The sequence below is a fragment of the Rubneribacter sp. genome (genome assembly GCF_965361815.1).
Genome location: NZ_CBDTNW010000124.1, coordinates 1 through 13,175, shown reverse-complemented (window position 1 = coordinate 13,175; position 13,175 = coordinate 1). Strand labels below are relative to the sequence as shown.

Below are 13,175 nucleotides of genomic sequence, written 5' to 3'. Positions count from 1 at the left end.
CGCCGCCCGCCCGCTAGCCCCTGAACCCGCTCGCGATGGCCGCGTCGGTCTCCTCCAGGGCGGCCGCCGTCTGGTCGAGCGCCTGGGCTATCTCCTGGATGAGCTCCTCGGCCTTCTGGAAGCCGGGCTTGAGCTCGGCGTAGCGCTGGGCGTAGGACCGGCTCGCCTCGCCCTCCCACTCGCTCTGCAGCATGCCCAGCAGGTTGTCCATGCTGGCGATGACGGCGTTGACGTTGGCCGCCTCGTTGCGGTACTGCCCCGCGCGCTGGCGCATGACGTCGGGGGTGATGCGGATCTGTCCTGCCATGTCAGGCTCCTTCCTGTCCGCCCTGCGGGCCCTTCCCGCAGGGCACTTTGCTTGCTATAGTCAGCAACCGCCTTTCGGCTGCGAACTACCTTTCGATAAAGGGTCCGCAAAAGCCGCGAGCAAAAGCGCTCCGCACGCTCCGTGCGGTCCCGTCCTCCTGCAACCCGTGCCTAGGGGCCGTCCATCCAGTACCTCCCTCTCTCTCCCGTCCCTACCCCAGCACCGCGTCGAGCGCCCGGGCGGCCGACGCGAGGCTTGCGGGGATGCCCGAGAGCGACCGCGCGAAGGCGGCGTCGCGCTCGACGGCGCGGTCGAAGATGCGGTCGATGTCCTGCGCCGACGCGTCGTTGACGTCCACGACCTTCCTGAAGTACGAGGCGAGGTCGTGCTGGTAGTTGTCGATGGTCAGGCGGCCGAACCACGCCTCCGCCCGGTACCACGCGTCCCACGTGGAGGGATCGAACCACGGCTCGGCCGCCACCTCCTGCGCGATGGAGCGCAGCTCGGCGCGCGCCTCGTCGCTGAAGTCGCGCACGACCGCCGACCCGCCCGGCGAGAGCGCGCCGGCCAGCGGGCCCGCCCCCGGCTTGATGCCCGCGCGCCCGGCGGCGTACGAGCGGGCGAAGGCGCCCGCCCAACCCGCGTCCAGCCCCAGCGCCTCGGACAGGAGCATGCCGAGGAAGGCCGCGTCCATCCCGGCCAGGGCGAAGCCGCCCGCCTGGCGGGCGAGCGGGGAGCGGGGGCCCAGGCCCAGCGCCCCCAGAACGTCAAGGAGCAGGTCCGATCCGGGGACGGCCTCGTCCTCCACCGCGCCCAGCAGATCGTCCGTGCCGGGGTAGCTCATCAGCAGCGCCACCAAGGTCCCCAGGCCCTCGGGGTTGCCCGCCACCACGGACAAAAGGTCGCCCTCCACCCCGCCCAGCGCGATGCTGGCCGCGTCGCCCAGCAGGTCCGCGAGCGGGCGCAGCTGGCCTTCGGGCACGGCGTGCAGCAGGAAGTCCGAAAACCTTCCCACCTGCACCGACAGCGCGCCGCGATCCGCGCCGGACGCGAGGGCCGCAGACTCGCCGAACAAGGCGATGGGCGAGTGGTTCTTGAGGAGGTCGCCGTTCGCGCGCGACCCGTTCAGCCACACCATCTTCCCTGCGATGGGGCGCAGGAGCGGGCTGACGAAGTCGCCGTCCAGGTTGTAGGCGCCGATGACCCCCGCGCGCTTGGCGACAAGCGCTCCGTGGCGCGCCAGGAACGCGGTGCCGAAGCCCTGCCCGTCGAAGGACACGCAGCGCGCGACGTGCGGGGAGCGCACAGCCGCGTACATGGCCTTGTTGCCGCCCTTGGAGTGCCCGGTCACCGTGACGTCGAGGCCGGTGAGCGCGTGGGCGTACTCCGCGTAGTTGAGCGCCGCGCGCTGGGCGTGCGTGTCCGACTGCCACAGCCCGTCGAAGTTGTCCGCCCACTCGCTGCCGCCGGAGGTGGGGTCGCTGCCGGTCCCCCGGTACACCACGTAGGCCTGGTCGCCCGAGGCGAAGCAGAACGCCCGCGAGCCGTCCTCGGCGAAGGAGTCCACGTCCACGTAGGAGAGGCTGCGGATGCTCTCGTTCCCGCGCGCCGCCTCCAGCGCGTCGGCCCACTCGGCGCCCGTGATGCGCAGGGAGTCCTTCTGGTCGCGCTTGCCCTCCGAGCGCAGGTCGGCGATCACGGAGTCGTCGGCGACTTTGTCGAGGACATCACCAAGGGTCACGTCCTGGTTCTCGTAGGCGCCGTTCCAGAAATTATCGATGAGCCCATTGTCGAGCACGTCGCTCTTCTCCAGGTAGGCCAGCGTGCTCAGCAGGGCCAGCTCGTCGTCGGTCAAGGCCATGGCGATCACTCCCCTTCCGGCTCCGCGCGATCATGAACGTACCATTTGTACGTCGGGTGCTCCTCAGTGCTAGCCGCCTTCGATTTTTGCGCCCAGTACGGGTTGGTCTCGGAGTAGGAGACGCCCTCGACGATCTCGGTGATGAACCACGCGGAGATGCTCGTGCGCATGCCCCGCCCCTCGAACTCCTCCTTGAGCCCCTCTATCAGCCCGTGGTACTCCTCCTCGGAGAGGGCGCAGTCGGGCGGGAAGTAGAGCCACACGTCTCCGCCGCTCGTCTGCCTCGCGTACTCCTCGATGGGCGCGCGCGGGTCGGCCAGCTCCCCGAAGTCCTCCCCTCCGGCCCATACCTTCATCACGGCCTTCTCCCCTTCGGTCCCCGCGAGGACCTCGCGCACGATGGATTCCAGGTACTCCTTGTACTCGCCGTCCCTCAGGGTCTCTATGTAGCTGTCCTGCACGAAGGGCTCCTCCTGGTTCGCCCACACGTACTGGGCGCTCACGCCCGTGCCGGCGTAGGGGCCGCTTTCCACCTCGCCCCGGAAGCGGTAGGAGTCGTCCAGGAGCTGCGGGATGGAGATGCTCTTGGCCTTGAACTCCTCGCCGTAGCGCTCGGAGAGGCGGTCGAGGATGAGCTCGGCATGCGTGACCGCCGCCTTCGTGGACCAGTTGGGCCAGCGGCCCTCCCGCAGCGTCGAGAGCGTCTCCTCCGCGCAGCCCAGGTCGCGCGCTATCTCCACGTGGCGCTCGGTGGGCGCGTCCACCATGATCCGGGCCTCCAGCTCCCTCGCGGCGGGGCTGGCCTTCTCGGCCGCGGGCATGCTGCAGCCGCCGGCCGCCCCCGCGCCCAGGGCGGCCGCCAGCGCCGCGGCCATCGCCTTCCCGCCCATGCCCGTCCTTCCCTCCGCCGCGCTCATGAAATTCCCTCCATAACCGCCGCGCCGGCCGCATCGGCCTCCTGAAACGACGCGTCCGCGTCCATGACGAGGGCGCGGCTTCTGCCCAGCAGGGCCGCCAGCGACGACACCACGCCCTCAAGGGCTTCCGCCACCTGGTCGAGCGCCTCCCTGCCGGGGCCGCTGCTTTCGGACATCCCCGTTTCCACGGGAACCAGCGCCAAGGCCATCTCCTGCAGCGCGGCTATCTCGGCCGCCGCCTGCTCGATGCTCGCATGCACCACTTTGATCTCGCCTTCGGACACAGCTCCTCCTTTCAGTACAGGTACGCGTCTATGCCGTCCACGTCGGCAACGAACGACGACACGGTGTCCCCCAAGCCGGCAACCGCCTCCACGGCTGCGGCGCACGCCTCCCCCACCTGGGCCGCATGCTGGTCGAGCGCCGAACTCAAAGCCTCGCTGCACAGCCCCGAGGCCCCAAGCGCGTCTGCGCATGCCCGGTAGCGCTGCGCGATGAACCCCACCTGCTCCGCCGCGTCCATCAGCGCGGCGGCCGCGTTGGAGAACTCCGCATCCGCAATGATCACCCCCATGGCTCACCACCCTCCTCCGCACCATCCGCCGGCGTCGCGCTGCGCGCGCATCCGCCGCTCGTACGCCTCCCGTTGGCGTTGGCGCTCTTGACGGGCGCGCTCCTCGGCGATGGCGTCCTCGTAGCGGGCGATGGCGCGCCGCTCCTCCGCTATCTCCTCCTCAACCCGCCGAATGGCCGCCTCCACCTGAGCGCGCACTCCGTCGAAGCACGAGGACGCCGTCGACTGCAGCGGCCACCCCATCACCTCGGCCATGCGCTCGGCGTAAGAGCGCGCCGAGCGCACGTTGTCCATGCTCCCCGCACGCTCCGCTATCTGGCGCTTGCGCCACGCCTGGTCGCAAAACGCCGCCTCGTCCTCGCCCACCCGGAAAAAGAAGCGCTCAAGCCCGTCGCGCTCGCTTTGAAGGCGGGCTATGCGAGCCTGCGCCTCGGCGATGCGGGCCTGCAGCAAGGGGATGCTCGCGAAGCTCATCTTTCCCCTCCTTCCCGGCCATCCGCAAGCCACGCGCGGCGGCGCTTGAGCGACCTGCGCGCCGAAAACACGGTGCCGCCGACGGCCGCGGGAACCAGGATGACAGCCGCCACCAGCGGGTACAGGATGGCGGGGGTGCTCAGCACGTAGCGCGCCAGATCTCCGGTCACCACCACGCCGCGCACCTCGGTAGAGGCCGTGTTACCGGCGCGGTCCACGGTTTCAAGGCGCAGCGTCTGCGGCGCGTCGGCGGCCGGCAGCGAGAAGTCGAACATGCGCGAGCCCGCAAGCTCCTCGGCTCCCCATTCGGCGCGCGCCTGGCCGTCCACGTACAGCACCGCGCGCTCGGCCTCCATGTTGTCGCCGGCCAGCACGTCCACCCGCTGGCTGGGGGCGTAGTGAGAAGAGCCGGCCTCCACGTTGCCCAGCGACACCGCCGGCGCGGTTCCGTCCACGGCGAAGACCAGCTCGAGCGGAGCGGTGCGGTCCGCGTTCTTGCCCTCCATGAGGTTTTCCGAAAGCCCGCCCGCAACGTCGCGCGACGAGAGCATCACCCGATAGTAGCCGTCCTGGGAGAACAGCTCGGCCGGCAGCGTGTAGGTGTAGCGCGACCACGACTCCTGGCCGCCCTCCTGCGCCACCGCGTAGTCGGCCTCGGCGGACAGGGTTCTCACGGAGTCGTTGTGCGCCAGGCTCACCGACGACGACGCCAGCCCGCTCACGTTCGTCTCGGTGACCACCACGCTCTGGCCGCGCTTGGCGTAGGACCCCACGAACGCCGCCGTGTCGGGCGAGAGCTGGTAGTTGGAGCCGAACCGGTTCACCGAAAACGTCACGGTCTGCGACGACTCGTTGCCGGCCTTGTCCCTCACCTTGGCGGTGAGGGTGTACACGTCGTCCACGTCCAAACGGTAGTCGAAATCCGCGAAGTCCAGCGTGCGGGAGGTGTCGGTGAGAGTTTCGGCGGAGGAGAAGTAGCGCTCCTCGCCCCGCACCGCGCCCACGATGCTCACCTCGGCCAGATAGGGTTCGAAGTTCACGTCCTCGAATGTGACGAGCGGTGCCACGGCGTCCCTGTAGGCGGCGCGGTCCGCCACGCGCTCCACCCGCACGCCGGGGGCGGTCAGGTCTATGACGAACTCGGGCACCTCCACCACCTCGGCCGCGTTGCCGGCCAGGTCGGTGCACGCCACGCTCATGGCGTAGTGCAGCTCCTGCCCAAACGCCACGTGCGAGGTCCACGTCCCCACGGGAAGCTCGGTCCAGCCGTCGATGCCGGGAGCGGCCGCCGCGGCGCCGGAGGCGTCGGAGGCGGTCACGCCCACCTCGGCCAGATCCGCCGAGAAGTTGTCGTCATGCACCGTCACGGTGGCCGTGCGCGGAGCTTTGTAGTACATGCCGCCTTCCGACTGGTCGTTGTCGAACGACGCCAGGATGAGCGGAGCGGTAGTGTCCACCACGAACTCCTCCCCGCGGTACTCGGCGCGTTTGCCCGAAGGATCGGTGAGCTCGGCCTCTATGAGGTAGACGCCGTCGGAGTCGCAGGGCACCTGCGCCGTCCACGTCACGCCGTCGCCCGAGGGGTTTTGGAAGTCCTCGGCGCGCACGGAAAGCGCCGAGTCGTCCAGGTGGCGCGTGACCACCGTGCGGTACGGGTCGTTGTCGCGCACGAAGCCAAAGGACGCCTCGGTCACGGTGACGGTGGCCGTGCGCGGGGCGTTGTAGTACTTGCCGTTGCGCACGTCGTCGTTGTCGAAGGCCACGTCTATGACGGGCGCGGCGCCGTCCGCGTAAAGGCCCTTCACGTTCAGGTCGCGATCCTCGTGGTCGAGCAGGCTGGGGATGGCGGCCGCGTTGCCCGCCTTGTCGGCAAACCGCAGCGACACGTCCGAGAGGGGGACGGCGCGGTCGTCGGGAGGCAGCTCCCACACGGCGAGGGCGTCCGTGCCGTCGGCCCGGAAGTCCGTCGGCGTTGCCTGGCCGCCCACGCTCAGCGCCACGGAGGCGCCGTCGATGCCGCTCAGCTCGTCGGAGAGCGAAAAGGACGCCGACGCCCCGTCCGCGGCGAACAGCCACTCCCACTGCACCGACTCATGCGGGCTGATCAGCACGCGTCCCGGAACGGGGGCCACGGTGTCCACCACGAACTCCTCCCCGCGGTAGGGTTCGGCGGACTTGCCGGAGGGGTCGGTGAGGTCGGCGTCCAGGCGGTAGATGCCGTCGGGTTCGCAGGGCACCTGCGCCGTCCACGTCACGCCGTCGCCCGAGGGGTTTTGGAAGTCCTCGGCGCGCACGATGCGCTCCTCGCCGTTCCACCGACGCACGACCACCGCGCGCTCCGGGTCGTTGTCGCGCACGAAGCCGAAGGACGCCTCGGTCACGGTGACGGTGGCCGTGCGCGGGGCGTTGTAGTACTTGCCGTTGCGCACGTCGTCGTTGTCGAAGGCCGCCTCTATGGCAGGCGGCGTGGCGTCGGCGAACACGCCCACCACGTCCAGGTTCTTGCGCGGGAAGGCGGCCAGGTCCTCCACCTGCGCCACGTTGCCCGCCCGGTCGGAGAACGACACGGACGCTTCGGCCAGGTTGACGGCCTCATCGGCGGCGGGAATGGTCCAAACCGCCGTCGCGCCCAGCCCGTCGGAGGCGGCCTCGCAGGAAATCGGCTGCTCCTCCCCTTCCAGGCAAAGCCTCACGCTGTCCGGGTCCACGCCGGCCAGCGCGTCGGACAAAGACACCTCCATGCGCGCCTGCCCGTCGACGAACAGCCACCGCCACTGCACCGCCTGGTTCGGCGAGAGATCGGCCGCATCCGCCTCGGGCGCGGTGAGGTCCACCATGAAATCGCCGCTGTCGTAGGGCGCCGCCTGCAGGCCCGCCGGGTTCTCGAAGGACGCCCGCAGACGGTAGACGCCCTCTTCGGAGCACAGGACCGACGCCTTCCACGTGCGGCCGTCGCCCGAGGGGTTGGAGAAGTCGGACGCCCCCACAGAGGCCCCGCCCCCTCCGTCGTGGGCGAGCTGCGCCACAACGCGATGGGGATCGTTGGCCACCACCTGGCCGAACGTGGGGTCCTCCACGGTGATGGCGGCCATGCGGGCGCTCTTGTGGTAGTAGGCCCCCTCGTTGCCGTCGTGAAACGACACCGACAGCGCAGGCTCCGGCACGCCGGCGAACACGGAGGCGGCGTTCATGTTCTTGTTGTCGTAGGCCGCCACGTCGTCGATGGAGGCCCTGTTCCCGGCCAGGTCCTTGAACGAGATCGACACCTGGGACAGGTCCACGGCGGCACCGGGCGGAACCTCCCACACGGCCGTGCCCGCGCGCGTGTCCCCGGGCGCGGAGGGGGTGAAGGGAAGCTGCTGGTCCCGTCCGTTCAGCGTGAGCACGACGGAGGCGGGGTCCACGCCACTGACGGCGTCTGAGAGCGCGAACTCCACCGTCACCGGACCGGGAGCGTACAGGCAGCCGAAGAAGGGGCGGTTGTCAGGCGCCTCCTGCGCGCGCAGGACCACCTGCCCCGCCGCAGGGACGTCAACGTCCACCGTGAACGGCTCGAAGTCCGTTGCGGGGTCCCACACGGCGGGCAAGCCGGGCACGATGCCTTCGAAGCCGGGCGCCAGGCCGGCGCCCTCCAGCCGGTAGGTGCCGCTCGCAGCGAACACGACGTCCGCCTGGCCGGGCACGTTCGAGGCCATGAGATCGTCGAGCGTGACGGAAAGCGTCGCGCCCGTTCTGTCGTTTCGAAACGAGGCCACCGGCGCGACGAGGCGCTTCTGGTCGTCGGAAAGCGACGCGTACCATGCCGTGAGCTCGGCGTAGCGCGCATCGTCGAGCCTGACCGTGGCCGACCGGGCAGAGAAGAAGCCGGAGGCGGGGGCCAAGGCGGGCTGGTAGGACACCAGGACAGAAGGCTCGTCGTCGACCACCTGGATGCGCGACAGGCCGTCCGCCGACCAGGATCCGTCGGCCGCCTGCACCAGGCCCGCCAGCCGTGCGTCGGCCCGATTGCCCGCCACGTCGGTTAAGCGCACGGAGAGCTTTTGCAGGTCGTAGGAGCCTACGGGCAGCTTAAGGCGGAAGGAGACGGACGGCGCTCCGCGGTCGGCGGGGGCCGCGTCGGCCTCGGCGATCAGGGAGCCGTCGTGAAGGAGCTGGGCCTTCACCGGACCCGAGGCCGCGTCGGCGGGGTCGGAGGCGTCGGCGGGGTCGCCGGGATCCGGCGAGGGCGCGGGATCGGCGGCGGGGACGGTCAGCGCGAGCGAGGACGCGTACAGCGTGCCAAAGAACAGGCGGCCTCCCTCCGCCGCGGCGTTCCCATCCAGCCGCGCGGGCGTTGCGTCCGCGCACACGCGCGGCAGGCAGACGATGTCGCCCTGCTTGAGGCTTTTCTCGTCCGGCGTGCCGGCGTTGAACGTGCAGTCGGCCTCGGCCAGCGCGTACACGTCGCGCGGCAGGTCCTGCGCCTTGAGGGTCAGCGCCCCCGAGGCCGCGGAGAAGTCGGCGGCTTTCGGGACGGGGTCACCCGCAGCCCGAGCCAGCAGCTTGAGCGGGGCCGAAGGCGCCGCCAGCAGCTTCACGCTTGCGCTGTTCGTCCAGAACCGCGACGTCCCGTCCTCGTCCGTTGTGACGCGGGAGAGCGCCTGCTGGCCGCTCATGCCGGCCACGGAGATGCCGTCGAAGCCCCACGACGGAACGGCGGCGCGGGCTTTGGCGGCATCGGCGGAGGCGGCAGGGTCGGCAGGGTCGGAGCCGTCGGCGGCGTTGGCGGGGTCGGCGGGGTCGGAGCCGTCGGCAGCCCCCGCGCCGCCGGATTCGCCTACGGAGCCGTCGGCGGCAAGGCTGTCCTGAACGGGCGTTTCGCCGGAAGAGGACGCATCGTCGCCCGCGTCCGCCCAAGAAGACGGCGCATCTTCCTCGGCGCTTCGCGCGGACGAGGGACCGGGACGCATCGCGTCCTCCGCCGCCGCGAACGCCGGCGGCAACGCCATCGAGCAAGCGAGGGCGGCGGACAGGGCGAGCGCCTTCGCGCGCGAGCTTTTCATCGTGCACCTCCTGTTCCGGGAGCTTCTTCGGCCGCGAGCATGGTGGTGGCTTGCTCGGCCGCGAGCATGGTGGTGGCCGCCTCGTCGGGGGCGATCGGGGCGTCGGGGGCCGCCGGCTTGCCGGGAGCGGCCGAGGCGTCGGGGGCGTCGAGGGCGTCGGGAGAGGCCGCCTCGTCGGAAGCGGCCGGCTTGCCGGAAGCGGTCGGGGCCGCACCGCCCAGCAGGGACGTGGGCGCTTCGGCTCCGTCGGCCCCGCAAGGCTTGTCGGCGGCCGCCTCGGCGGCCAGCAGCGAGGTGGCCTGCTCGGACGGGACGTCCTCGCAGCCCTCATCCAGCGGCACGCCGCCCCGTCCTCCATCCGGGACCGCCCGCTCCCCCTTCGCCGCGCGGCCCGGCCAATCCTTCTTCGCCGTGCGGCCCGTCCTCTCCGCGCGGCCTTCTTCGGCCCCGGCCGACGCGAAGTCGGCAAGATCGTCGGTGGACATCTCCGTCTCCCAGCCCAGGCCCTTCGCCGCGGCCGGCGCGGGACGCTTGCGCGTTTTCGCGCGCGAGCGAATCTCGGCGATGGAGCGGGCGGCGGTGCGACCCGTCAGGTCGTCGCGCACCTCCCTGATGCGCAGGGCGAAGAACAGCGCAACCGCCGCAACCGCGAACACGGCCGCAAGGGAGAACCCCGCCACGGCCATGATGGTGTAGGTCTGGATCATTCCGTCGTCCTCCCGTCCACGAAAGCGTTCCCTATCCGCGCGCGCGTCTCGTCCGCCTTCCCCAGGATGTCGGCCTGCTGCGCGTCAAGCTTGTCGGTGGTGGGCTGCACCGAGCGCGCGTTGCCCAGCGCCGCGTCCAAAAGCGCGTCCATCCGGTCTTGGGGCACGCCGTCGGCGCGGAACTTGCGCGCGTAGGCGCGCAGCGCGTCGGCGGCCAGGGCGGAGGTCTCCAGCACCACCACGTCGTTGGTTTCGTCGGCCGCGATGGCCACCAGCTGCTCCAGATTGCGGAAGTACGGCTCGTAGCTGCCCGCGTCGCCGCCCTCGTTGATGCGCGCGACTATGCTGTTGTTGAACTCGGCGATGCCGGCGTACACTTCGGCGAGCGCCCGCCAGTCGAACGAGGGCTCTCCGGCCGAGTCGTTCATCCAGCGGCTGGCCGACTTGATGCGCGTCAGGCGGTTGTCGCCCGCATCGGCGGCGTAGTCGTAGTAGTACCAATACAGCTTGCCCACGTCGAAGGACAGCTCCGCGTAGGCCGTCGCGTCCGACTGCACAGCCGCCAGGTTGGGCATGACGGCCTCCAAAAGCTGCGCCTCCTCCACGGTGGTGAACGAGCCGTCTGCCTTGTACAGCTCCACCAACCCCCGGTACGCCTCCGTTCGCTCCGGGCGCACCGCCACGGCGTTTAAGTAGTGCTCGGCGGCCTGCGCCTGGTCGGCGGCCTTCCCGGCCAGCTCCACCTGCATGCCGTAGTCCTCGCTTTTGCTGGCCTCGGCCATGCCCAGCCCGAACAGGCCGACGGCCAAGGACGCCGCCGAGGCCGCGCACACGCCCACGAACGCACGCCATCTGCGGCGCAGCTTGGCGCGGTGCGCGTCGTCAACCGTGCGGTAGCGCTCCAGCTCGTAGAGCATCTCGGCGCACGACGAGTAGCGCTTCTCGGGATTTTGCTGCGTGGCTTTCGAGACGATCTTCTCCAAGCCCGGTGAAAGCGACGGGTCTATCTGGCGGATGGGGAACATGACGTAGGGCTCCTCCGCCGGGCTCTTGCCCGTCACCAGGTGGTACAGGGTGGCGCCCAGGCAGTACACGTCGGTGCGCGCGTCGGTTTGGCCGTGCCCGCCGAACTGCTCGGGCGCCGCGTAGCCGCGCGTGCCCAGCATGGTGGTGTCGCCGGCCCGCTCGGACGCGCCCTCGCGCTCCTCGCGGTACTCGCGCGCTATGCCGAAGTCGATGATCATCACCGTTCCGTCGGGCTTGAGCATGACGTTGCCCGGCTTCATGTCGCGGTAGACGATGGGCGGCGTGCGCGTGTGCAGGTAATCCAGCGCGTCGCATAGCTGCTTTCCCCAGTCTATGACGTCGTCTTGGCTCTGGGCGCCCTGCGCTTCCAGGATGCGCTGCAGCGACTCGCCCTCGATGTAGTCCATGACCACGTACAGCACGCCGTCCTCGTCCACCAAGTCCGTGATGCGGGGCAGCGCCGGATGGTCCAGGCGCTTGATCATGTTCATCTCGGTGACCAGGCTGTCGCGCACGATCTTTTGCGTGACGGGGTCGTCGCTGGGCTTGATCTCCTTGACGGCCCACTGCTTGTTCAGCTTGACGTCCATTGCAAGGTACACCCGCGACATGCCGCCCTCGCCGATGAGGCGCACGATCTCGTACTTGCCCGCCAAGACGCTTCCCACGTTCGCCATGCTCCCTGTCCGCTCCTTTCCCGCGCGGATCCCCCCTGAAAAGGATTTGTTTACATATAGCATTTTGATGCTATCATTATAAAATGCATATTACAACACTTCCAATTGAAAAAGAAAGACGTTCAACATATAGTTGAGGGGGGGGTACAATATTTTGCACAACGTTGGTTTAGGGGGCGCGAAGGAAACGGACCTGGAAAACGCTTGGTTTCTTCTGGTAACATGTGCCCGAATCGCCCCGCCCGGAAAGGTTTGACCGCAGATCGGTTGCGATGGGAAGGAGACTTATGAACGAGAAGGTGATCGTGTCCGTGATGCTGCCGGCATCGCGCAACATCTACGATTTCAGGATCCCGAAAAGCATGCGGGTGAGAGAGGCGAGCAGGCTTGTCGCCGAGCTGCTGGAGTCGCGCGAGCGCAGCCTGTTCGCAGCCTCCCCCGACAACGCGCTCATGGAGCACGACAGCGGCGAGCTTTTGGATCCCGACTCCACCATCGGCCGGGCGGGGTTGACCAACGGATCCCGTCTGGTCCTGGTATGAGGCGGGGAAAGACGTGAAGGAGAAGATCGTCAGGAACCGCCGGGCGGGCACCGAGCAGCTCGTCCTCAAAACCGGCAAGGGCGAGACGCTCGACTACGCCCAGGCCGAATGCCTGCGCACGGCGTCCTCGAACCGCCTGCTGCCGTTTTGCTACGAAACCGGCCGGCGGGACGCGACGCAGCTGGCTTTCGACATCACCGACACCGTCCCTTTGGACACGTACCTGAAAGCCGCGTTGTCGCTGTCCCAATTCCACGCGTTGCTCGACGACGTGGTGGACTCTTTCGAGGTATGCGGCCGACTGGGCCTCGATCCCGGGCGGATGCTGTGCGATCCGGCGCACGTGAGACTGGACGCGAACGGCAACCGCGTTTCGTTCGCGTACCTGCCGGTGCAGGGTCTGGCAAGCGACCGCGCGACAACCATGGACCTGCTGCGCCACATTGCCGAGCGCGCCTCGTTCGTATGCGAAGAGGACCAGAGGGAGGCCGATGCGCTGCTTGACTACCTGAAACGGCAGACGGTGTTCTCGGCCGTCGAGTTCAAGGAGTTCGTCAGAGGCGGCGCGGCAAACGCGAGCGCGAACCGAGCGGCAGGCGAAAACAAGGCGGAGGAAAGCGGCAAAACGACCCTGAAAGCCACGTACGACTTCGTACGGTCCCAGTCGGGTTCGTTGTCGGTCGAGGAAATCCGGGCGCGCCGGACGTTCGCCGAAAGCGTGGCGGCCGACGTGGGCGCGGCCCCGAAAACGCAGCGGGCGTCAGACGCGGACTTTTCGGCGCCAACCGGCTCCACGGCGCCGACGGACGCGGTTGCGCAGCCGAGCGCGGCCGCGCAACGCGATGCCGCCAAGCCCATCCCCGCCGAGGCAGCAGCGCCCCCGTGGGGTGGGCGGGTCTGTGCGGGCGCGCCGGACGTTCGCCGAAAGCGTGGCGGCCGACGTGGGCGCGGCCCCGAAAACGCAGCGGGTGTCAGGCGCGGACTTTTCGGCGCCAACCGGCTCCACGGCGCCGACGGATGCGGTTGCGCCGCCGAGCGCGGCTGAGCA

11 protein-coding genes are annotated in these 13,175 nt (G+C 69.5%); 2 read left to right on the top strand and 9 right to left on the bottom strand.

Features of this window, described 5'->3' with window-relative positions:
- Window positions 1–13: 13 nt before the first annotated feature.
- The 9 genes from ACWKY3_RS09345 to ACWKY3_RS09305 form a co-directional block, all read right to left on the bottom strand.
- A complete protein-coding gene (locus tag ACWKY3_RS09345) occupies window positions 14–307 on the bottom strand; it encodes a WXG100 family type VII secretion target (protein ID WP_449316133.1) in 294 nt (97 codons plus the stop codon).
- Between the two features lie 211 nt (window positions 308–518).
- Window positions 519–2,168, bottom strand: coding sequence for an Mbeg1-like protein (locus ACWKY3_RS09340; RefSeq protein WP_449316132.1), 1,650 nt, complete (start codon window positions 2,166–2,168; stop codon window positions 519–521).
- A gap of 5 nt (window positions 2,169–2,173) precedes the next feature.
- Window positions 2,174–3,085 (bottom strand): hypothetical protein, encoded by a 912-nt coding sequence (locus ACWKY3_RS09335; protein ID WP_449316131.1) that lies wholly within the window; start codon window positions 3,083–3,085, stop codon window positions 2,174–2,176.
- A complete protein-coding gene (locus ACWKY3_RS09330) occupies window positions 3,082–3,369 on the bottom strand; it encodes a hypothetical protein (RefSeq protein WP_449316130.1) in 288 nt (95 codons plus the stop codon). Before ACWKY3_RS09330 ends, ACWKY3_RS09335 begins: the two co-directional genes overlap by 4 nt.
- A gap of 11 nt (window positions 3,370–3,380) precedes the next feature.
- Entirely contained in the window at window positions 3,381–3,659 is a 279-nt protein-coding gene (locus tag ACWKY3_RS09325) for a hypothetical protein (RefSeq protein WP_449316129.1), read from the bottom strand.
- Window positions 3,660–3,662: 3 nt separating this feature from the next.
- A complete protein-coding gene (locus ACWKY3_RS09320) occupies window positions 3,663–4,133 on the bottom strand; it encodes a hypothetical protein (protein WP_449316128.1) in 471 nt (156 codons plus the stop codon).
- The gene (locus ACWKY3_RS09315) at window positions 4,130–9,175 is read right to left on the bottom strand and encodes an Ig-like domain-containing protein (RefSeq protein WP_449316127.1); all 5,046 of its coding nucleotides are present in this window, start codon (window positions 9,173–9,175) and stop codon (window positions 4,130–4,132) included. Before ACWKY3_RS09315 ends, ACWKY3_RS09320 begins: the two co-directional genes overlap by 4 nt.
- Entirely contained in the window at window positions 9,172–9,882 is a 711-nt protein-coding gene (locus ACWKY3_RS09310; protein ID WP_449316126.1) for a hypothetical protein, read from the bottom strand. Before ACWKY3_RS09310 ends, ACWKY3_RS09315 begins: the two co-directional genes overlap by 4 nt.
- Window positions 9,879–11,585: a serine/threonine protein kinase gene (locus tag ACWKY3_RS09305; RefSeq protein ID WP_449316125.1), complete on the bottom strand. Its 1,707-nt coding sequence runs from the start codon at window positions 11,583–11,585 to the stop codon at window positions 9,879–9,881. Before ACWKY3_RS09305 ends, ACWKY3_RS09310 begins: the two co-directional genes overlap by 4 nt.
- A 287-nt stretch (window positions 11,586–11,872) precedes the next feature.
- Between ACWKY3_RS09305 and ACWKY3_RS09300 the strand changes: the two genes are divergently transcribed.
- Window positions 11,873–12,127, top strand: a complete 255-nt coding sequence (locus ACWKY3_RS09300) for an EsaB/YukD family protein (RefSeq protein ID WP_449316124.1) — start codon at window positions 11,873–11,875, stop codon at window positions 12,125–12,127.
- Window positions 12,128–12,140: 13 nt separating this feature from the next.
- The gene (locus tag ACWKY3_RS09295) at window positions 12,141–13,172 is read left to right on the top strand and encodes a hypothetical protein (RefSeq protein ID WP_449316123.1); all 1,032 of its coding nucleotides are present in this window, start codon (window positions 12,141–12,143) and stop codon (window positions 13,170–13,172) included.
- Window positions 13,173–13,175 lie beyond the last annotated feature (3 nt).

Bases quoted from the DNA above. Each gene is read 5' to 3' on its own strand.
- ACWKY3_RS09305 (WP_449316125.1), bottom strand. From the start codon at position 11,585: ATGGCGAACGTGGGAAGCGTCTTGGCGGGCAAGTACGAGATCGTGCGC.
- ACWKY3_RS09320 (WP_449316128.1), bottom strand. From the start codon at position 4,133: ATGAGCTTCGCGAGCATCCCCTTGCTGCAGGCCCGCATCGCCGAGGCG.
- ACWKY3_RS09335 (WP_449316131.1), bottom strand. From the start codon at position 3,085: ATGAGCGCGGCGGAGGGAAGGACGGGCATGGGCGGGAAGGCGATGGCC.
- ACWKY3_RS09325 (WP_449316129.1), bottom strand. From the start codon at position 3,659: ATGGGGGTGATCATTGCGGATGCGGAGTTCTCCAACGCGGCCGCCGCG.
- ACWKY3_RS09345 (WP_449316133.1), bottom strand. From the start codon at position 307: ATGGCAGGACAGATCCGCATCACCCCCGACGTCATGCGCCAGCGCGCG.
- ACWKY3_RS09300 (WP_449316124.1), top strand. From the start codon at position 11,873: ATGAACGAGAAGGTGATCGTGTCCGTGATGCTGCCGGCATCGCGCAAC.
- ACWKY3_RS09315 (WP_449316127.1), bottom strand. From the start codon at position 9,175: ATGAAAAGCTCGCGCGCGAAGGCGCTCGCCCTGTCCGCCGCCCTCGCT.
- ACWKY3_RS09310 (WP_449316126.1), bottom strand. From the start codon at position 9,882: ATGATCCAGACCTACACCATCATGGCCGTGGCGGGGTTCTCCCTTGCG.
- ACWKY3_RS09340 (WP_449316132.1), bottom strand. From the start codon at position 2,168: ATGGCCTTGACCGACGACGAGCTGGCCCTGCTGAGCACGCTGGCCTAC.